18 protein-coding genes and 1 riboswitch are annotated in these 19458 nt (G+C 68.1%); of the genes, 17 read left to right on the top strand and 1 reads right to left on the bottom strand.

Translation table 11 applies throughout. From position 1 onward, the window contains the following. Window positions 1–184: 184 nt before the first annotated feature. Window positions 185–418, bottom strand: a riboswitch (cobalamin riboswitch). A 103-nt stretch (window positions 419–521) separates the two neighbouring features. The 12 genes from NJD74_RS18930 to NJD74_RS18875 all read left to right on the top strand — a co-directional run bounded on the left by NJD74_RS18930 (window position 522) and on the right by NJD74_RS18875 (window position 12091). After that, window positions 522–1304: a hypothetical protein gene (locus NJD74_RS18930; protein ID WP_083298849.1), complete on the top strand. Its 783-nt coding sequence runs from the start codon at window positions 522–524 to the stop codon at window positions 1302–1304. 70 nt (window positions 1305–1374) lie between these two features. Next, complete coding sequence (locus NJD74_RS18925) at window positions 1375–1938, top strand: sigma-70 family RNA polymerase sigma factor (RefSeq protein WP_319624774.1); 564 nt, start codon at window positions 1375–1377, stop codon at window positions 1936–1938. Further along, window positions 1935–2720: an anti-sigma factor gene (locus NJD74_RS18920; protein WP_319624773.1), complete on the top strand. Its 786-nt coding sequence runs from the start codon at window positions 1935–1937 to the stop codon at window positions 2718–2720. Before NJD74_RS18925 ends, NJD74_RS18920 begins: the two co-directional genes overlap by 4 nt. A 90-nt stretch (window positions 2721–2810) precedes the next feature. Next, window positions 2811–3770: an acyl-CoA desaturase gene (locus NJD74_RS18915; protein WP_046272303.1), complete on the top strand. Its 960-nt coding sequence runs from the start codon at window positions 2811–2813 to the stop codon at window positions 3768–3770. 1 nt (window position 3771) lies between these two features. Beyond that, window positions 3772–5052, top strand: a complete 1281-nt coding sequence (locus NJD74_RS18910) for an FAD-dependent oxidoreductase (protein ID WP_319624772.1) — start codon at window positions 3772–3774, stop codon at window positions 5050–5052. Beyond that, a complete protein-coding gene (locus tag NJD74_RS18905; protein ID WP_070474354.1) occupies window positions 5049–5816 on the top strand; it encodes a DUF1365 domain-containing protein in 768 nt (255 codons plus the stop codon). The genes NJD74_RS18910 and NJD74_RS18905 overlap by 4 nt, the downstream gene beginning before the upstream one ends. Beyond that, on the top strand, window positions 5813–7069 hold the full coding sequence (locus NJD74_RS18900; RefSeq protein WP_070474357.1) for a cyclopropane-fatty-acyl-phospholipid synthase family protein: 1257 nt from the start codon (window positions 5813–5815) through the stop codon (window positions 7067–7069). Before NJD74_RS18905 ends, NJD74_RS18900 begins: the two co-directional genes overlap by 4 nt. A 1-nt stretch (window position 7070) precedes the next feature. Beyond that, a complete protein-coding gene (locus NJD74_RS18895; RefSeq protein ID WP_070474363.1) occupies window positions 7071–7628 on the top strand; it encodes a DUF2878 domain-containing protein in 558 nt (185 codons plus the stop codon). Then, the gene (locus tag NJD74_RS18890) at window positions 7625–8422 is read left to right on the top strand and encodes a DUF1295 domain-containing protein (protein WP_102788845.1); all 798 of its coding nucleotides are present in this window, start codon (window positions 7625–7627) and stop codon (window positions 8420–8422) included. Before NJD74_RS18895 ends, NJD74_RS18890 begins: the two co-directional genes overlap by 4 nt. Continuing rightward, the gene (locus tag NJD74_RS18885; RefSeq protein ID WP_319624771.1) at window positions 8419–9492 is read left to right on the top strand and encodes a class I SAM-dependent methyltransferase; all 1074 of its coding nucleotides are present in this window, start codon (window positions 8419–8421) and stop codon (window positions 9490–9492) included. The genes NJD74_RS18890 and NJD74_RS18885 overlap by 4 nt, the downstream gene beginning before the upstream one ends. A gap of 28 nt (window positions 9493–9520) precedes the next feature. After that, window positions 9521–10057, top strand: coding sequence for a lipocalin family protein (locus NJD74_RS18880; protein ID WP_070474369.1), 537 nt, complete (start codon window positions 9521–9523; stop codon window positions 10055–10057). Window positions 10058–10201: 144 nt separating this feature from the next. After that, window positions 10202–12091 (top strand): patatin-like phospholipase family protein, encoded by a 1890-nt coding sequence (locus NJD74_RS18875; RefSeq protein WP_319624770.1) that lies wholly within the window; start codon window positions 10202–10204, stop codon window positions 12089–12091. 214 nt (window positions 12092–12305) lie between these two features. Here the strand turns inward: NJD74_RS18875 and NJD74_RS18870 are convergent, their stop codons facing one another. Next, window positions 12306–13703, bottom strand: a complete 1398-nt coding sequence (locus NJD74_RS18870; RefSeq protein ID WP_319624769.1) for a short-chain fatty acyl-CoA regulator family protein — start codon at window positions 13701–13703, stop codon at window positions 12306–12308. A gap of 84 nt (window positions 13704–13787) precedes the next feature. Here NJD74_RS18870 and NJD74_RS18865 point away from each other — a divergent pair, with 84 nt between their 5' ends. Genes NJD74_RS18865 through mmsB form a run of 5 tightly spaced genes read left to right on the top strand, consistent with a single transcriptional unit; the run spans window position 13788 to window position 19338 of the window. Further along, window positions 13788–15293, top strand: a complete 1506-nt coding sequence (locus NJD74_RS18865) for a CoA-acylating methylmalonate-semialdehyde dehydrogenase (RefSeq protein WP_019185504.1) — start codon at window positions 13788–13790, stop codon at window positions 15291–15293. A 25-nt stretch (window positions 15294–15318) separates the two neighbouring features. Continuing rightward, entirely contained in the window at window positions 15319–16485 is a 1167-nt protein-coding gene (locus tag NJD74_RS18860) for an acyl-CoA dehydrogenase family protein (protein WP_019185505.1), read from the top strand. Next, on the top strand, window positions 16482–17279 hold the full coding sequence (locus NJD74_RS18855) for an enoyl-CoA hydratase (protein WP_102788851.1): 798 nt from the start codon (window positions 16482–16484) through the stop codon (window positions 17277–17279). Before NJD74_RS18860 ends, NJD74_RS18855 begins: the two co-directional genes overlap by 4 nt. Beyond that, the gene (locus NJD74_RS18850; protein ID WP_319624768.1) at window positions 17276–18451 is read left to right on the top strand and encodes an enoyl-CoA hydratase/isomerase family protein; all 1176 of its coding nucleotides are present in this window, start codon (window positions 17276–17278) and stop codon (window positions 18449–18451) included. Before NJD74_RS18855 ends, NJD74_RS18850 begins: the two co-directional genes overlap by 4 nt. Beyond that, the gene (mmsB, locus tag NJD74_RS18845) at window positions 18448–19338 is read left to right on the top strand and encodes a 3-hydroxyisobutyrate dehydrogenase (RefSeq protein ID WP_046272315.1); all 891 of its coding nucleotides are present in this window, start codon (window positions 18448–18450) and stop codon (window positions 19336–19338) included. The genes NJD74_RS18850 and mmsB overlap by 4 nt, the downstream gene beginning before the upstream one ends. The last annotated feature ends 120 nt before the right edge of the window (window positions 19339–19458 follow it).

Here is a 19458-nt window from a genome sequence, read left to right as displayed (position 1 = left end):
TTGAGGAACGAAGGAACCGCGCGCCGTCCGGGGCCTTGCAGCCCGTTCCGCCCCGCCAGCGACCTTCGCCCCCGCGGGCGAACCGGATGCCGTGAAGCGGACGCACGGGGGCAGCGCCATGCAGGCGGCAGGGCGGCAGGCCCCGGCAACCTCCCCGCGGACGTTCCAGGTCGAATCGGAGGACGGTCATGTCCTCCGGCCGGGCCGGTATTCGGGCTGATGGACACGGGCGCGGGCGCCCACCTACTCCCTGCCGCTTCCCAGGCCCCAAGGCCCAGTGCTGTTGGCAGGTGTCGTTTCCATTCACCGCTGCGGGGCAGCTCCGGAATGGGCGCGCGAGGCGCCTTCACCGGATTCCCGTTTAAATCCATCCCTTCATCTGCATGAAGCGATGGATACCTTCGGCGAGCACAAGGTAGGCCGAAGGCGGGCGATGGTCAAGTCGTCTGCGCGATCCGCCCACTGCATCCAAACCACCGCCGCCTGCGTATCTCCCTGCAAGCCCGCCCGTTTGGACCCCCATGCGCCAGCCCTTGCCCTGCCTGATCCTGCTGCTGTCGGTGAGCGCCGCCCCCGTAAGTGCCGCCGATCAGACCGTGCAGCGCCAGGAAGGCCGCGCGTACGCCACTGCCGATGGCCGCCTGCTGTATCGGGAGACCCATTGGCTGCAGGGGCCGGCGAACGCACAGTCGCGCCTGGTGCTGTACCGCTGCAGTGACGGCCGGCCCTTCGCGCGCAAGTGGATGACCCCGCAGGGCAGCCCGCAGACGCCGGATTTCACCCTGGACGATGGTCGCGACGGATATCAGGAAGGCGTGCGCGGCCGTGCCGCCGACCGCCAGGTATCGGTCCGCGCCAGCGCCCAGGCACCCACCTTCAGCCGCGCCATCACCCTTCCTTCGGGGGCGGTGGTGGATGCCGGTTTCGATGCGGCGGTGCGCAGCCATTGGGCCGCGCTGCAGGCCGGGCAGAGCGTGGCCTTCCAGTTCCTGCTGCCCAGTCGGCAGCGCCTGGTGCCGTTGAAACTCCAGCGCACCGGCGCGGTGAGCTGGCAGGGCGAGCCGGCCGAGCAGCTGCAGATGAAGCTCGACGCCTGGTTCGGCTTCGCGGTGCCGGCGGTCACGCTGGTCTATGCCACCGCCGACCAGCGCCTGCTGCAGTTCATCGGCACCGGCAACGTCCGTGACGAGAAGGGCAGGTACCCGCAGGTGCGGGTCGAGTTTCCGGCGGCACCGGTTGCCACGCCTGCGGCCGAGTTGTCCGCCGCGCGGACGCAGCCGCTGGTGAAGACATGCGGTGCCTGATCGCCCCCTTGCAGACGGCGCCGGGAGCAACGAGGATGCCGATACGCCCGTTATCGACATTGAGCCTGCAATGCCCGAGCTGGACGCCGCCGCCGCATCACACCGCCTGGATGAACTGCTTGCCCGGGTCGCCGGCGGGGATCGCCAGGCGTTCGAATCGGTCTATCAGCTGGCCTCCGGCCGCCTGTTCGCCATCTGCCTGCATGTGCTGCGCGACCGCGGGGATGCCGAAGAGGTCCTGCAGGAGGTCTTCACCGCGGTCTGGAACAAGGCGGCGCAGTTCGACCGCGCCAAGGCGGCGGCCATGACCTGGCTGTCGATGATGGCCCGCAACCGCGCGATCGACCGTCTCCGCGCGGCGCCGCCGCGTGCGCTGGATGATCTGTCCGTCGCCGAGGAACTCCCAGATGTCGCGCCGCAGCCGGCCCAGGTGGCCGAGCAGGCGTCGGATCACGAGCGCCTGCAGGACTGCCTGGATACGCTGGAGCCGCGCCGTCGCTCGCTGATCCGGCTGGCCTTCCTGGAAGGCGCCAGCTATGAAGAACTGGCGCGCCGCATCGGCTCGCCGCTGGGCTCGGTGAAAAGCTGGATCCGCCGCGGGCTGGGCCAACTTCGCGTGTGCCTGGAACGATGAACGTCCGCGACCTCCATGATCTGCATGACGACGGCGAGCCGCCGAGCGCCGACATCCTGGCCGGCGAGTACGTGCTTGGGGTGCTCGATGCCGCCCAGCGCGCCGGCGCCGAACGGCGCATCGCCAGCGATCCCGGCTTTGCACGGTTGGTGACGCAGTGGGAGAACCGCCTCGCGCCCCTGCTCGCATCGCTCGGCAGTGAACCGGTGCCTGCGCATCTGTGGCCACGCATCCGCACCTCGCTGGGCTGGCCTGCCGCAACGGCCGGCTCACCGCGCCTCTGGCAGCGCACCGGGTTCTGGCAGGGCATGACCGCGTTGGCTGCCGCGCTTGCACTGGTGGCAGTGTTCAGCCGCCGTGACCTGGCGCCGACCGCACCGGTGTCCACGCCGGTCGCGGTCACACCCACCACGCCGCCGAGGCCGGCCGAGCCGGAGCAGGCCACCAGGCCGGTCACGCCGCTGCTGCACGACGATGGCACCCCGGGCTGGCTGGCCTCGGTCGACAAAACCCAGGGCAAGGTGCTGATGGTGCCGGTGCCGGCCGCGGCGGATGCCGCCGGACGCGCGCCGGAGCTGTGGCTGATCCCGGCCGGAGGCGCACCGCGCTCGCTCGGTCTGGTCTCCATCGATCGCGCGCACACGGTTGCCGTTCCGGACACGCTGCGTGATGCGCTTGTAAACGGCTCGGTGCTGGCGATCACGCTCGAGCCGGCCACCGGTGCGCCACAGGGCATTCCGACCGGCCCGATCATCGCCAAGGGCGACATCGCGAACCTGTAACCGGGCACGTCCGGAATTATTTTCCGGATCCGTGCATCCAAACGCCGCCGGCTCCCGTATCTCCTGATAACGCCTCAGGAGAAGCGATTCATGTCGGTCAGCCCCACCCCCGACGCAGGACGCACCGCACAGCGACGCCGCTGGGCCACGCTGTGGCGTTGGTTCGATACCAGCGCCGATGCTGCCGCCGCGGTGGACCAGCCGCAGCGCGTGGACTGGGTGCGGGCGATCCCCTTCGCGGCGATGCACCTGGCCTGTCTGGCGGTGATCTGGGTAGGTGTCTCCTGGGTCGCGGTGGGCGTGGCGCTGGCCCTCTACGCGGTCCGGATGTTCGCGATCACCGCGTTCTACCATCGCTACTTCTCGCACCGCACGTTCCGCACGTCGCGCACCGTGCAGTTCATCTTCGCGCTGATCGGCGCCTCCAGCGTGCAGCGTGGGCCGCTGTGGTGGGCCGCGCATCATCGCAACCATCACCGTCACACCGACACCGCCGCTGATCCGCACTCGCCCTCGGTGCATGGGTTCTGGTGGAGCCACATGGGCTGGTTCCTCACCGTGGAAGGCTTCCGCACCGACTGGTCGCGCATTCCGGACCTGGCCAAGTACCCCGAGCTGCGCTGGCTGGACCGCTTCGACACGCTGGTGCCGATCGCACTGGCCGCTGCCCTGTTCGGCCTGGGCGCCCTGCTCGAGCGCATCGCGCCGTCCTGGGGCACCAGCGGCGGGCAGATGCTGGTGTGGGGCTTCTTCATTTCCACCGTGGTGCTGTTCCATGCCACGGTGACGATCAACTCGCTGGCGCACCGCTTCGGCCGCCAGCGCTTCAACACCGGTGATGACAGCCGCAACAACCTGTGGCTCGCCCTGCTGACGTTCGGCGAAGGCTGGCACAACAACCACCACTTCTTCCCGGGTACCGCGCGCCAGGGCTTCTACTGGTGGGAAGTGGATGTCACCTGGTATGGCCTGCGGGCGATGGCCGCGCTGGGCCTGGTACGCGATCTCAAACCCGTGCCGGCCTGGGTGCTGGCCAAGGCGGAGCACTGACATGCGTATCGCCGTGGTCGGATCGGGCATCGCCGGCCTCGCCAGTGCGTGGTGGCTGAGCCAGCAGCACGAAGTGACGCTGTTCGAGGCCAACGACTACCTGGGGGGCCACACCCACACGCATGAGGTGGAGGTCGACGGCCGCACGCACGCGGTGGACACCGGCTTCATCGTGTTCAATCCCGCGCACTATCCGCTGCTCACCGGGCTCTTCGAGGAACTGGGCGTCGCCTCGCAGCCGACCACCATGAGCTTCTCGGTGCACAGCGAGCGCACTGGGCTGGAGTACAACGCCACCTCGCTGGATACGCTGTTCTGCCAGCGCCGCAATCTGGTTTCGCCGCGCTTCTGGGGGATGCTGCGCGATCTGCGCCGGTTCTACCGCGAAGCACCGGCGCTGCTCGAGCGTGACGATGACGGCCCCTCGCTGGGCGAATTCCTGGCCAAGGGCCGCTACGGCCGCACCTTCATCGACGAACACCTGCTGCCGATGGCCTCGGCACTGTGGTCCTCGCCCACGGCCAGTCTGGCCGCCTTCCCGGCGCGCTACCTGGTGCAGTTCATGGCCAACCACCAGATGCTGCAGATGACCGGGCGCGCGCCGTGGCGGGTAGTGCAGGGCGGCTCGGCACGGTACATCGATGCGCTGCGCAGCCGCTGGCAGGTCCGCGAGCGGCTGGAGTGTCCCGTGTTCGGGGTGGAGCGCCACGAGCATGGCGTGCGCGTGCACAGCGCTGCCGGGCTGGAAGGCTTCGACCAGCTGGTCCTGGCCTGCCACAGCGACCAGGCCCTGGCCTTGCTGTCCGATGCCGATCTCACCGAGCGCGCGGTACTGGGTGCGATCCGCTACCAGCCCAACGAGGTGGTGCTGCATACCGATGCAAGTCTGCTGCCGCGTGACCGCAAGGCCTGGGCCGCCTGGAACGCGCATGTGCCGCGCGACCCGCTGGCGCCGTGCACGGTCAGCTACTGCATGAACCTGCTGCAGGGCATCGATACCCCCACGCCCTTGGTGGTTACCCTCAACCGCAGCGAGGCGGTCGATCCGGCCACCGTGCTGCGCCGCCTGCAGTATGCCCATCCCGTGCACGACCACGCGATGGTGCGGGCGCAGCAGCGCTGGACGGAAATCCAGGGCCATCGCCGGACCTGGTTCGCCGGTGCGTACTGGGGCTGGGGCTTCCACGAGGATGGCATCCGCAGTGCCCGCCGCGTGGTCGATGCATTGCAGGCGTTGGATGCCGAGTCCTACTGGCCGCTGGCCGAGGCACTGCCGGCATGACCGCCAGTGCGATCTATCGCGGCTGGATGCGCCATCGGCGGCACGCGCCGCACGCGCACGCGTTCGGCTACCCGATCGCGCAGCTGCTGCTGGACCTGGACGAACTGCCGCGCCTGTTCGAGCGGCGCTGGCTGTGGTCGGTGGGTCGCCGCAACGTGGTCGAGTTCCGCCGCAGCGACTATCTCGGTGCGCCCGATCAGCCGCTGGTCGATGCCGTACGTGCACGCATCACCGAGGCACTGGGCCACGCGCCCGCCGGGCCGATCCGCCTGCTGACGCATCCGCGGTATGCCGGCCACGTGTTCAATCCGGTGAGCTTCTATTACTGCTATGCCGCCGACGGCACGACGCTGGACAGCATCGTGGCGGAGATCACCAACACGCCCTGGAAGGAGCGCCACGCCTACGTGCTGCCGGTGGCGCAGGCCGATGCCCAGGGCCGCGCGCTGTGCTGGTCGTTCGACAAGCAGTTCCACGTGTCGCCCTTCATGCAGATGGACTGCGAGTACCGCTGGCGCTTCACCGCGCCCGGCGAGGACCTGCACGTGCACATGCAGGTCTGGCGCGAAGGGACGTGCCAGTTCGATGCCGATCTGGTGATGCAGCGCCATCCGCTCACCGGGCGCGGCCTGGCCGGCGTGCTGCTGCGCTACCCGCTGATGACCCTCAAGGTGGTGGCCGCGATCCACTGGCAGGCGCTTCGCCTGTGGCTCAAGCGCAACCCCGTCCATGACCACCCTTCTCTTGCCGGAAAATCCCCATGAACGACATGACCCGTGCGGTGGCCCTGCCGCAGCCGTCCGCCCTTGAAGGGTTCCTGCGTGGGCGCCTGTTGGCTCAGCTCGCCCCGCTGCGTGGCGGCCATCTGCGCCTGCGCGATGCGCTCGGTGATGTGGTGATCGGTGATCCACAGGCCACGCCACAGGTGACGGTGTGGGTGGATGACCCGGCCTTCTATCGCGCAGTGGCTGCGCAGGGCAGTGTGGGCGCAGGCGAGGCGTACATCCGTGGCGACTGGCGCTGCGATGATCTGGTCGCGCTGGTGCGGCTGCTGGTGCGCAACCGGGATCTGCTCGATGGCATGGAGGGCGGGCCGGCGCGTGTCGGTGGCTGGTTGCTGAAGGGCTGGAACCGGCTGCGCCGCAATACGCGCGAAGGCAGCCGCCGCAACATCGCGGCGCACTACGATCTGGGCAATCCGTTTTTCTCGCTGTTCCTGTCTCCGGACCTGATGTACTCCTCGGCGCTGTATGCGAGCCCGGACGACACGCTGGAGGCGGCCTCCGAGCGCAAACTCGCGCGCATCTGCGAGCAGCTGCAGCTCACCGCCACCGATCGCGTGGTCGAGATCGGCACCGGCTGGGGCGGCTTCGCGCTGTACGCGGCGCGGCACATCGGTTGCCACGTCACCACCACCACCATCTCGGTCGAGCAGTACACGCTGGCCCGGCAGCGGGTGGAGGCGGCCGGGCTACAGGACAAGGTGACCCTGCTGCTCAAGGACTACCGCGATATGGAGGGCCAGTACGACAAGCTGGTCTCCATCGAGATGATCGAGGCGATCGGCGCGCAGTACCTGGACACCTACTTCGCCACGCTCACCCGGTTACTCAAGGACGATGGCCTGGCGCTGCTGCAGGCCATCACCATCGAAGACCAGCGCTACGAGCAGGCCCGGCGCAGCGTCGACTACATCAAGCGCTTCGTGTTTCCCGGCAGTTTCATTCCGTCGATCAACGCGATCGTCGCCGCCAAGACCCGCAGCAGCGACCTGCAGTTGATCGGCCAGCATGATTTCGGCCCGTCCTATGCGCTGACCCTGCGTGCCTGGCGCCAGCGCTTCCTGGCCCAGTTGCCCGCGGTACGCGCACAGGGCTTCGATGCATCCTTCATCCGCCTGTGGGAGTTCTATCTGGCCTACTGCGAGGGGGGCTTCCTGGAGCGCTCCATCGGCGTCTCGCACCTGCTGATGGCGCGTCCGGGCTACCGGCCCGCGCTGATTGCCGGGGAAGGCTGAAGTGACACGATTCTGGGCCAACGTGATCGGCAACCAGCTGGTGTGGCTGTGCGCCGTGATCGGTGCCGGCCACGGGCTGCGCTGGCCGGCGCTGGTGGCGGCTGCTGCCTACGTGGGCAGCCAGCTGGCGTTGTCGGCGCAGCCGTCGGTGGAGCTCAGGCTCATGCTGGTGGCGATCGGGTGCGGCCTGCTCGTGGATGGGCTGGCGGGTGCGTCCGGGTGGGTGACCTACGCGGCTGCCAATGAGCGCGCGTGGATCGCACCGGTCTGGATTCTGGCCCTGTGGGCCGCCTTCGCGATGACGCTGACGGTGTCGTTCGCGGTGCTGCAGCGGCATCTCATTGCCGCCGCGCTGGTCGGCCTGCTGCTGGCGCCGCTGGCGTATCTGTCCGCTGCGCGCGGTTGGTCCTCGGTGGTGTTCGCCACACCGCAGTGGCACGGCGTGCTGCTGCTCGGCCTCGGCTGGGCGGTCGCGCTGCCGCTGCTGGCCGCCTGCGCCCGCCATTGGCAGGGCCGCACGGCCCCCTTGAACACACTCACTCCTGGAGAGACACGATGAAGATGCTGTGGGTGGTGTGGCTATATGCCGCCGTGATCATGACCTGGGGCTGGTGGTGGCAACGCCGGCATCAGAACATCGGCGTGGTCGATGTGCTCTGGGCCAAGGGCGTCGGCGCGTCGGCCCTGTTGCTGGCCCTGCTCGGCGATGGTGCGGCGATGCCACGGATCGCACTGGCGGTACTGGGTGGCCTGTGGGGATCACGCCTGGCGCTGCACCTGTGGCACCGGGTGCGCAGCGAACCCGAGGATGGACGCTACCAGCACCTGCGCAGGCACTGGAACGGCCACCAGGGAAAGATCTTCGGCTTCTTCCAGTTCCAGGCCCTGCTGATCGTGCTGTTCGCGCTGCCGTTCGTGGCCGTGTCGGTCAATCCGCAACCGCAGGGCTGGGGCTGGCTGATCGCGGCAATGGCGATGTGGCTGCTGAGCGTGAGCGGTGAATCCATCGCCGACCGCCAGCTGGCGCGCTTCCGCGCGAATCCCGCGAACAAGGGCAAGACCTGTCGTGACGGTCTGTGGCGCTACTCGCGGCACCCCAACTATTTCTTCGAGTGGCTGCACTGGTTCACTTACGTGCTGCTGGCCGTGCAGTCGCCGCTGTGGTGGCTGGCGTGGTCGGGCCCGTTGGTGATGTACGTGTTCCTGCGCTGGGTCAGCGGCATTCCCTTCACCGAGGCGCAGGCGCTGCGCTCGCGCGGTGAGGATTACCGCGAGTACCAGCGCACCACGCCGATGCTGTTCCCGTGGTTCCCCTCCCGTTCGTCGCATGCCCGCAAGGAGTCTTCACCGTGAATGTCGCCAGTGACCAACTGCCCCTGCCGGACTACGCACCGGGCCTGACCGGCCTGGCCGAACGTGGGCTCGTGCCCGATGCGCTGTTGCGGCTGGGCATCCGCCGCCAGTGCGAGCAACGCCTGCGCGAAGAGCTTGCCGGTGGCCAGCAGGTCCAGTCGCAGCGCTTTGCCGCGCGTATTGCCGGGCTGGCCAGCAGCGCGGTGGCGCTGCACGTGGATGCGGCCAATCGCCAGCACTACGAAGTGCCGGCCGCGTTCTTCCATCGCTGCCTGGGCAAGCGCCTGAAGTACAGCAGCTGCTATTACGCCACGGGCAGCGAAACGCTGGACGAGGCCGAAGAGGCGATGCTCGCGTTGTACGGTGAGCGCGCGCAGCTGGCCGATAGACAGCACATCCTGGAGCTGGGCTGCGGCTGGGGGTCGCTGACGCTCTGGATGGCCGAGCGCTACCCGAACGCGCAGATCACCGCTGTCTCCAACTCCAACAGCCAGCGCGAGTACATCCTGGGCCAGTGCCGCGCGCGTGGCCTGATCAACGTCACCGTGCTGACCCGTGACGTGAACCATCTGATGCTGGATGCGGAGACCTTCGACCGCTGTGTCTCCATCGAGATGTTCGAGCACATGCGCAACTACCCGCAGCTGCTGCAGCGCATCCACCGCTGGCTGCGCCCCGAGGGCAAGCTGTTCGTGCATATCTTCGTGCACCGCACGCTGATGTACCCGTTCGAGACCGAGGGCGACGACAACTGGATGGGCCGCCATTTCTTCACCGGTGGCCTGATGCCGGCGGCCGATACGCTGCTGTTCTTCCAGCAGCACCTGCAGCTGCAGCAGCGCTGGCTGCTCGACGGCACCCATTACGAGCGCACCGCCAATCACTGGCTGGCCAACCAGGACCGCGAGAAAGAGGCGGTGATGGCCGTGCTGCGCCAGACCTACGGCGATGCTTCGGCCGCACTGTGGCACCAGCGCTGGCGCATGTTCTGGATGGCCTGCGCGGAACTGTTCGGCTATCAGCAGGGCCAGCAGTGGCAGGTGGCCCATTACCTGTTCAACCGTCCGTGATCACCCCACGTTCCTGGAGGAAGCCGTCATGTCGATCCGCGCTCTCATTCCCCTGCTGGCTGTCGGCATGATGCTCGGCGGCTGCAGTGGCAACACCCGTCCGATCCCGCCGGTGGCGCACGTGGACGTGCCGCGCTTCATGGGCGACTGGTATGTGATCGCCCATATCCCCAGCCGGCCCGAGCGCGAGGCGTTCGACGCAGTGGAATCCTACGCACTGCGTCCGGATGGCCGCATCCAGACCACCTTCCGCTATCGCAAGGGCAGCTTCCAGGCGCCGGTCAAGACGATGCACCCGGTCGGGACGGTCAAGGACGGCACGGGCGGCGCGGTCTGGGGCATGCAGTTCATCTGGCCGATCCAGGCCGAGTACGTGATCGTCTACCTGGACGCGGAGTACCAGCAGACCATCGTCGGCCGCAGCAAGCGCGACTACATGTGGCTGATGGCCCGCACCCCGACCATCTCCGACGCGGACTACCAGGCGGCGATGACCCGGGTCGCCGCGCTGGGCTATGACCTCTCCCAGGTGCGGCGCGTGCCGCAGTCCGGCAAGGCCGAATAGGCCGTTCCGTGCCGCGCTTCTCAGGCCCTGAGAAGCGCACGGGCGATACTGTCGCCATCGACCTCTTTGGCCCCTGCATCGTTGCGGGGGCAGGCGGGGAGGGTGTGCGGATCGGCCGCGCACGGGCGGACAGAGGACGGCAACGTGGCGGACAAGTACTGCGATCTGGTCATGAAGGGCGGCATCACCAGCGGCATCGTGTATCCCAACGCGGTGCTGTCGCTGGCCCGCGAGTACCGCTTCAAGAGCATCGGCGGCACCTCGGCCGGCGCCATTGCCGCTGCCGTGGCCGCTGCAGCGGCGCTGGGTGACCGGCGACGCCAGGCCGGTGAGCCGGTGGCCGCGGCGGTAGGCTTTCCGGGGCTGGCCGGGGTATCGGCGCAGTTGTCCCGGCAGGGCTTCATCCACAGCCTGTTCCAGCCGGCGTATGGCGCGCGTACCGCGTACCGCCTGCTGGTGATGCTGACCGGCAAGGCTGGCCTGCTGCGCAAGATTGCCTGCCTGCTCGCCGCGGTATTCGCGATCGCGCCGCTGGAACTGCTGGTCTCACTGGCGGGCCTGCTCGGCATCGGTTACCTCGCCGGGGGCATCGACGGCATCTGGGCGACGCTGCTGCCGTCGTTGCTATGCGCCTACGGCGCTGGCGTGCTGGCCTCGGCACTGCGCGTGGCGCGCGTGGCACGGCGTAACCTGCTTGGCCTGTGCAATGGCAGCACCCAGCCGAACGCTTCCGCACCGGCGCTGACGGATTGGCTGCACACCCAGCTGCAGGCATTGGCCGGCAAGCCGGACGAGCAGCCATTGACCTTCGGCGACCTGCATGCCGCACCACGTTATCCCGGCGAGCCCAGTGGCGCGCACGCGATCACGCTGCAGATGATCACCACCTGCGTCTCCCACACCGAACCACGCACGCTGCCGTTCAATGCGGCGCACTTCTGGTTCCTGCGCGAGGAGTTCGCGCAGTTGTTCCCGGCCAGCGTGGTCGACTGGCTGGTCGCGCGCGCCGGCACTCCCGAACACGTCGAGGGGCGCGACTACTACCGCCTGGTCGATGGCGAGGACCTGCCGGTGCTGGTGGCCACGCGCATGAGCCTGAGCTTCCCACTACTCATCAGCGCAGTGCCACTGCACGAGCCGGCCCGGCGCGAGCGTCGCTGCGAGCCGGTCGCCGATGCCGAGCCCCGACGCGACAACGCCAACGTCGCCGACAGCATGGAAGGGCTCACCAGTGGTGGCCAGAGCTGTGGTCCGGTGATCGCCGCGTTCCGTGTGTGCTGGTTCTCCGATGGCGGCATCAGCAGCAACTTCCCGATCCACCTGTTCGACGCCGCGTTGCCGCGCTGGCCGACCTTCGGCATCAATCTGGTGTATCCGCGTCACGCCGAGGCGGTCAGCGTGCTGGCCCACGGCGATACGCATGCGCGGGCGGAGCAGGCGGTTTTCCTGCCGACCGAGAACCGCCATGGCTGGCAGCGCACCTACCATTCCATCGCGCAGCCGCTGGCCGCCGCGGAAATGTCCGGCTTTCTCTTTTCGATCGTCTCGACCATGCAGAACTGGCGCGATGTGCTGCAGGCCCGCGCGCCGGGCTACCGTGACCGCATCGTGCATGTGGCGCTGGAGGGCGACGAGGGCGGCATGAACCTGGACATGCCACAGGCCGTGCTCAGCCGCATCGCCGACAAGGGCAGCATCGCCGGGGAGCGCTTCTGCGATTTCTCCTTTGCCAACCACTACTGGATCCGCTGGCGCAATCTGGCCTCGGCCTACCAGCGCTACACGCTGGATGTGGCGCGCACCGACGACCCCGCGCAGCGGGTGGCGGCGTACTCGGATGCATACCAGAGCGTTGCCACGGGAACGCCGGTGCCGCCGTCCTACCGCTTGAGCTCGGAAGACAAGCGCCGCGAATCGCAGCAGCTGTGGCGGCACATGGTCGAGCAGGGCCAGATCTGGGAAGACCTGGGGCCGGACCTCACCGACGGTGCGCCCCGGCCGCTGCCGCAGATGAAAGTGACGCCGATCTATTGAGCCGGACATGGACCGCGTCGTGATCGCAAATGCCGGCAATTGGTCGGCTGCCCATGACACGTCACACGACCGGTAGAGCCGACCGTTGGTCGGCTGCTCTTCGCGACGGGTCAGCCGTCTTGGCACCGGAGGCAAGTCGACCAACGGTCGACTCTACCCGCCACGTCGGGGCCAACATTCTCGGCACCGGAGGCACGTCGACCAACGGCCGACGCTACCCGCGTCCCGGTAGCTGTGGGAACGCGCGCTGCATGCAGTCTTCGCGCGGGCAGACCCGGCAGCCCGGGCCGATCGAGACCGAGTTGCCCGGGCTCTGGATATCCAGCCCGCGCGTGTAGATCAACCGTTCGGCATGCTGCAGGTCGCAGCCCAGCGCCACCGCGAAGGTCTTGCGTGGCTGGCCGTGCCCGATCGGGCCGCTGCTCACCTGCCGCGCCAGCCAGAAGTGGCGGCGCCCGTCCGGCATGCGCGCGGTCTGGGTCAGCACGCGGCCTGGCTGGTTGAAGGCTTCGTACACGATCCACAGCGGGCACGAGCCGCCCACCTGTGAGAAGTGGAAGTCGGTGGCCGAGTGCCGCTTGGACACATTCCCCGCGCGGTCCACGCGGATGAAGAAGAACGGAAGGCCGGGCGCGCTGCGCCGGGCCAGCGTGCTCAAGCGATGGCAGACCGCCTCGAAGCCCACGCCGAAGCGATGGGCAAGCGCATCGATGTCATACGCGCTGTGCTCGGCGGCACGCAGGAACTGCGCGTACGGCATCACCAGCGCGCCGGCGAAGTAGTTGGACATGCCGATCCGCGCCTGGGCGATCTGCTCCGCTTCGCCGAAGCCCGCGCGTGCGATCACCGCATCGATCTGCGCGGCGTAGCCAAGCAGGGCGAGTTCGGCGGCCATCTGGAACGCCTGCTGGCCCGGTTCAAGGTAATCGGGCAGCCACAGGGTGCGGCTGCCGCCATCGTAGACGCGCTTCTCGCGGCCAGCCTGCAGCGGCCCTACTTCCACCAGCACGCCATGGCGGTCGGCCAGCAACTGGCGCAGGCGCGGCGCAACATGCCCGGCCACCAGCCCCCATTCGCTGAACAGCTGCTCGGCCAGGTCGTCCAGCTCGGGGATGTGGTTGTGCATGCGGTTGAAGAAGTCACGTACCTGGTCGCCCGCGGGCAGCGCCTGCCCGGCATGCACATCGCCCAGCTGGAACTCCAGCGCGGCGGCGTGCTCGCGCAGCATCAGGTGGCGGCGGTGCAGGTCGAGCAGGGCGCGGCTGATCTGCGGCAGGTTGCCGGCCATGGCGCGCAGCTCGGTGCTGCTGACATCGGCCAGGCCCAGATCGCGCAGGGTCTCGCCCAGCGATTCCTGCAGCGCGCCGGGGTCATCGACCTCGAACAGTTCACTGACGTCACCCAGCACCTCGCGCAGCTTGCCCTGCACCGACGGGGTCAACGGCCGCTTGTTACGCTCGATCTGGTTCAAGTAGCTGGCCGACAGCCCCAGGGCCTTGGCCAGCGCCAACTGGCTGTAGCCGCGCTGCTCGCGCAGTTTGAGCAGGCGCAGGCCGAGCTGGCGTTGGACAGGCTGGCTATTCACAGAATTCACAAGAATCGTAGCGGGCATTGGCCAGATTAAGCGCATACAGCCCGGAAATCGAGGGTGGCACTGTGAATAATGCCAACAACTTTCGACCCGCCGGGATTGTCCATGACTGTTGCAGCGCCCCGTATCCGCATGTTGATCGATGGCCAGTTCATCGAATCGGCCAGCTCGCATTGGCAGAACGTGGTCAATCCGGCCACCCAGGACGTCCTGGCCCAGGTCCCGTTTGCCACCCCCGGCGAAGTCGACGCCGCCGTCGCCTCGGCCAAGGAAGCGTTCAAGACCTGGCGCAAGACCCCGATCGGCACCCGTGCGCGCATCTTCCTGAAGTACCAGCAGCTGATCCGCGAGAACATGAGCGAGCTGGCCCACATCCTCAGCGCCGAGCAGGGCAAGACCGTGCCGGATGCCGAAGGTGATGTGTTCCGCGGCCTGGAAGTGGTCGAGCACGCCGCTGCCATCGGCAACCTGCAGCTGGGCGAGCTGGCCAACAACGTCGCCAACGGCGTGGACACCTACACCCTGCTGCAGCCGCTGGGCGTCTGCGCGGGCATCACCCCGTTCAACTTCCCGGCGATGATTCCGCTGTGGATGTTCCCGATGGCCATCGCCACCGGCAATACCTTCATCCTCAAGCCGTCCGAACAGGACCCGATGGTCACCATGCGCCTGGTTGAACTGGCGCTGGAAGCCGGCATCCCCAAGGGCGTGCTGAATGTCGTGCACGGTGGCGAAGACGTGGTCAACGCGATCTGCGATCACCCGGACATCAAGGCCGTTTCGTTCGTCGGTTCCACCCGCGTCGGCACCCACGTGTACAACCGTGCCTCGCTGGCCGGCAAGCGCGTGCAGTGCATGATGGGCGCCAAGAACCACGCCGTGGTGCTGCCGGACGCCAACAAAGAACAGAGCCTCAACGCGATGGTCGGTGCCGCCTTTGGTGCGGCCGGCCAGCGCTGCATGGCCGCCTCCACCCTGGTGCTGGTCGGCGAAGCGCGCGAGTGGGTGCCGGACCTGGTGGCCAAGGCCAAGACGCTGAAGGTCAGCGGTGGCAGCGTCGCCGGTACCGATGTCGGCCCGGTCATTTCCTGCGCCGCGCGGGAGCGTGTCGAAGGCCTGATCGCTTCGGGCGTGGAACAGGGCGCCAAGCTGGTGCTCGACGGCCGCAACCCGCAGGTCGATGGCTTCGAGAAGGGCAACTTCGTTGGCCCGACCATCTTCGCCGGCGTCAAGCCGGGCATGCGCGTGTACGACGAGGAAATCTTCGGGCCGGTGCTGGTGATCCTGGAAGCGGACACGCTGGAAGACGCCATCGAACTGATCAACGCCAACCCGAACGGCAACGGCACCGCGCTGTTCACCCAGTCCGGTGCGGCCGCCCGCAAGTTCCAGGAAGACATCGACGTCGGCCAGGTCGGCATCAACGTGCCGATCCCGGTGCCGGTGCCGCTGTTCTCGTTCACCGGCTCGCGCGCCTCCAAGCTCGGCGACCTGGGCCCGTACGGCAAGCAGGTGGTGATGTTCTACACCCAGACCAAGACGATCACCTCGCGCTGGTTCGATGACGAGACGCTGGGTCATGGCGTCAACACCACCATCAGCCTGAAGTAAGCAACCGCAACAACGGAGTTCGACCATGAGCCACTCGATGACGACGGAACTCGACGAAGCGCAGCAGGCCTATAGAGAGGCAGCGCGTGACTTCGCCCAGGCCGAACTGGCGCCGCACGCCGCGCGATGGGATGCGGAGGGCATCTTTCCGCGCGAGGCGATCGCCAAGGCAGGGGAACTCGGGTTCTGTGGGTTGTACATGGACCCCGAGGTCGGCGGCAGCGGCTTGAGCCGTCTGGACGCCGCCGTCGTCATCGAGGAGCTCGCCAATGTGGACCCGTCCACGGCGGCCTATGTCAGCATCCACAACATGGCCTCGTGGATGGTGGCCAAATGGGGCCAGGAGAGTCTGCGTGCCGAATGGGGCGCAGACCTGTCGTCCGGCATCAAGCTGGCCTCGTACTGCCTGACCGAGCCGGGGGCCGGCTCCGACGCGGCCTCGCTGAAGACCAGCGCGGTGCGTGATGGCGACCACTACGTGCTCAACGGTTCCAAGGCCTTCATCTCCGGCGCCGGTGCCACCGAGCTGCTGGTGGTGATGGCGCGCACCGGCGGCGCCGGTGCCGGTGGCATCAGCGCGATCGCGGTGCCGGCCGATCTGCCCGGCATCAGCTACGGCCGCAAGGAAGAGAAGATGGGCTGGAACAGCCAGCCGACCCGTGGCATCACGTTCGAGAATGTACGCGTGCCGGTCAGCCATCTGCTCGGCGAGGAAGGCAGTGGCTTCAAGCTCGCCATGAAGGGCCTGGACGGCGGCCGCATCAACATCGCCGCGTGCTCGCTGGGTGCGGCCCAAGGCGCCGTGGATGCCGCCCGCCGCTATATGGGCGAGCGCCGCCAGTTCGGCAAGGCGCTGTCGGAGTTCCAGGCGCTGCAGTTCAAGCTGGCCGACATGGCCACCCAGCTGGTCGCCGCACGGCAGATGGTGCACACCGCCGCGCGCAAGCTCGACGCCGGCGCCAGCGATGCCAACGTGTGGTGCGCGATGGCCAAGCGCTTCGCCACCGATGCCGGCTTCAACATCTGCAACGATGCGCTGCAGATCCACGGCGGCTACGGCTACATCCGTGAATACCCGATCGAACGGCTGCTGCGCGATTCGCGCGTGCACCAGATCCTGGAGGGCACCAACGAGATCATGCGTGTGATCGTGGCCCGCCACCTGCTCAACACTGAAGAGGAACTGCGATGATGGAGTGGCGCCAGCATGATCACGTCGGCCTGAAGGTCGAGGCCGATGGCCACGTCGCGGTCATCACCCTCGACAACCCGCCCGCGCATACCTGGACCGTGCACAGCCTCTCGGCGCTGCGCGATCTGGTCGGCGCGCTCAATGCGGACCGCGATATCTACGCGCTGGTGATCACCGGCGATGGCGAGAAGTTTTTCTCCGCCGGTGCCGACCTCAAGCAGTTCGCCTCCGGCGACAAGGCCGCCGCACGTGAAGCGGCACGTCGCTTCGGCGAAGCCTTTGAAGCGCTGTCCGGGTTCCGTGGCGTGTCGATCGCGGCGATCAACGGCTACGCGATGGGCGGCGGTCTGGAATGCGCGCTGGCCTGCGACCTGCGCATCATCGAAGAACACGCCCAGGTGGCGCTGCCGGAGGCCACCGTCGGCCTGCTGCCGTGCGCCGGCGGCACCCAGAACCTGCCGCGCCTGGTGGGCGAAGGCTGGGCCAAGCGCATGATCCTGCTGGGCGAGCGCATCGATGCGGACACCGCACTGCGTATCGGCTTGGTGGAAGAAAAGGTGGGCAAGGGCGAGGCCAAGGCACTGGCCCTGGCGTGGGCGCACAAGGCGGGCAAGCAGAGCCCGACCAGCATCGCCGCCTGCAAGACGCTGGTGCAGGCCACCCGCACCGGCACCCACGCCTCGGCGCTGGTGGCCGAGCGCGAGGCCTTCGTTGATCTGTTCGACAGCGCCGACCAGGCCGAAGGCGTGAACGCCTTCCTGGAAAAGCGTGCCGCGCAGTGGAAGAACGCATGAGCACCGCCGTCGTCAACGACGAGGCGCCGGTGCTGTTCGAAGAGCGCGCCGCCGCCAACGGCACGCGCATCGGCATCGCCACGCTCAATGCCCCGCGCACGCTCAACGGGTTCTCGCTGCCGATGGCGCATCTGCTGCGCGAGCGGCTGGAGGCCTGGGCCGTTGATGACGGCATCGCGCTGGTGGTGCTGCAGGGCGCCGGCGATAAGGCCTTCTGCGCCGGCGGCGATCTGCACAGCCTGTACCGCAGCATGGTCGACTACCGCGAGGGCGGGAAGACCGACATCCGCGACAACGCGTACGCGGCCGAATTCTTCGACGTCGAGTACCGCGTCGACTACGCCATCCACACCTATCCCAAGCCGATCCTGTGCTGGGGCCATGGCATCGTGATGGGCGGCGGCATCGGCCTGATGTCCGGCGCCAGCCACCGCGTGGTCAGCGAGCGCTCCAGGCTGGCGTTCCCGGAGATCACCGTGGGCCTGTTCCCGGACGTGGGCGGCAGCTGGCTGCTGCCGCGCGTACCCGGCCACGGCGGCCTGTTCCTGGCCCTGACCGGTGCACCGCTCAACGCCGGCGATGCGATCTACGCCGGGCTGGCGGATATCCACATCGCCGAGGCGCAGCGCGAGACCGTGTTCAATGCGCTGGCGGACGTGCACTGGAGCCGCGAGGCCAAGCGCAACCACGAACAACTGACCGCACTGCTGCAGCAACACGCCAGCGATGCGGCCACCGGTCCGCTGCTGCGCAATGCCACCACCGTGGACGCGCTGTGCGCCGGTGACGACGTTGGTGCGATCGTCGAGGCGATTCTTGCGCTGGACACGGACGATGCCTGGCTGAGCACTGCGAAAGCCACACTTGCCGCCGGTGCGCCCGGCTCGGCGCGGCTCGCGTTCGAGCTGCAGCACCTGGCCGAGGGCGCTTCGCTGGCCGAGGTATACCGCATCGAATACATCGCAGCACTGCATGCGGCCGGCCACGGCGACTTCGCCGAAGGCATCCGCGCGTTGCTGATCGACAAGGACCGCACCCCGCAGTGGCAGCCGCGCACGCTGGCCGAAGCCACGGCCGAGTGGGCCCGCACCTTCTTCGTTTCGCCGTGGTCGGATGCCGCGCATCCGCTGGCCGACCTCGGTGCCACCGTCCCTGAAAGGAGCCGCGCATGAGCCGTATTGCATTCATCGGGTTGGGCAACATGGGTGGCCCGATGGCCGCCAACCTGGCCAAGGCCGGTCACGCGGTGCGCGTGTTCGATCTGGTGCCCGCCGCCGTGCAGGCCGCCGTCGATGCCGGCGCCACCGCCGCCAGCTCGGCACTGGATACGCTGACCGGGGCCGAGATCGTCATCTCGATGCTGCCGGCCAGCCGCCACGTTGAAGGCGTCTACCTCGGTGACGACGGCCTGCTGGCCGACATCCCCGGCGGCGCGCTGGTCATCGACTGCAGCACGATCGCGCCGGCCACCGCCCGCAAGGTCGCCGAAGCCGCTGCCGCGCGCGGCCTGCAGATGCTGGACGCACCGGTCTCCGGCGGCACTGCCGGTGCCCAGGCCGGCACCCTGACCTTCATCGTCGGTGGCGAAGCCGAGGCGCTGGAACGCGCGCGACCGCTGCTGCAGGCGATGGGCAAGAACATCTTCCATGTCGGCGCCAGCGGTGCCGGCCAGGTCGCCAAGCTGTGCAACAACATGGCGCTGGGCGTGATCATGGCGGTGACCGGTGAGTCGATCGCGCTGGGCGTCGCGCACGGGCTGGACCCGAAGGTGCTCTCGCAGATGATGGCGGTCAGTACGGGCCGCAGCTGGGCGACCGAAGTGTGCAACCCGTGGCCCGGCGTGCTCGAAAACGCCCCGGCTTCGCGCGGCTACAGCGGCGGCTTCGGCAGCGACCTGATGCTCAAGGACATGGGCCTGGCGGTGGAAGCGGCGATGAGCGTCGGCGCCTCGATCCCGCTGGGCGAGCTGGCGCGCAACCTGTATTCGATGAATCACCAGGCCGGTCGCGGCAAGCTGGATTTCTCCAGCGTGGTGCAGCTGATCACGCACGACAAGTAGCGGGTAGTGCCGGCCGCTGGCCGGCAACGTCACTATCGACACCGGCGACATCCGGCTTCACCGGTAGGCAACGACCGTTGGTCTTTGCAACAGAACAAGATGCATCCCATGGGTACGCCC

The organism is Stenotrophomonas sp. RG-453, assembly GCF_033843685.1.
Taxonomy (GTDB): Bacteria; Pseudomonadota; Gammaproteobacteria; order Xanthomonadales; family Xanthomonadaceae; genus Stenotrophomonas; species Stenotrophomonas bentonitica_A.
The sequence above is the reverse complement of the archived record's forward strand: the minus strand, read 5'-3'. Positions and strand labels throughout refer to the sequence as shown.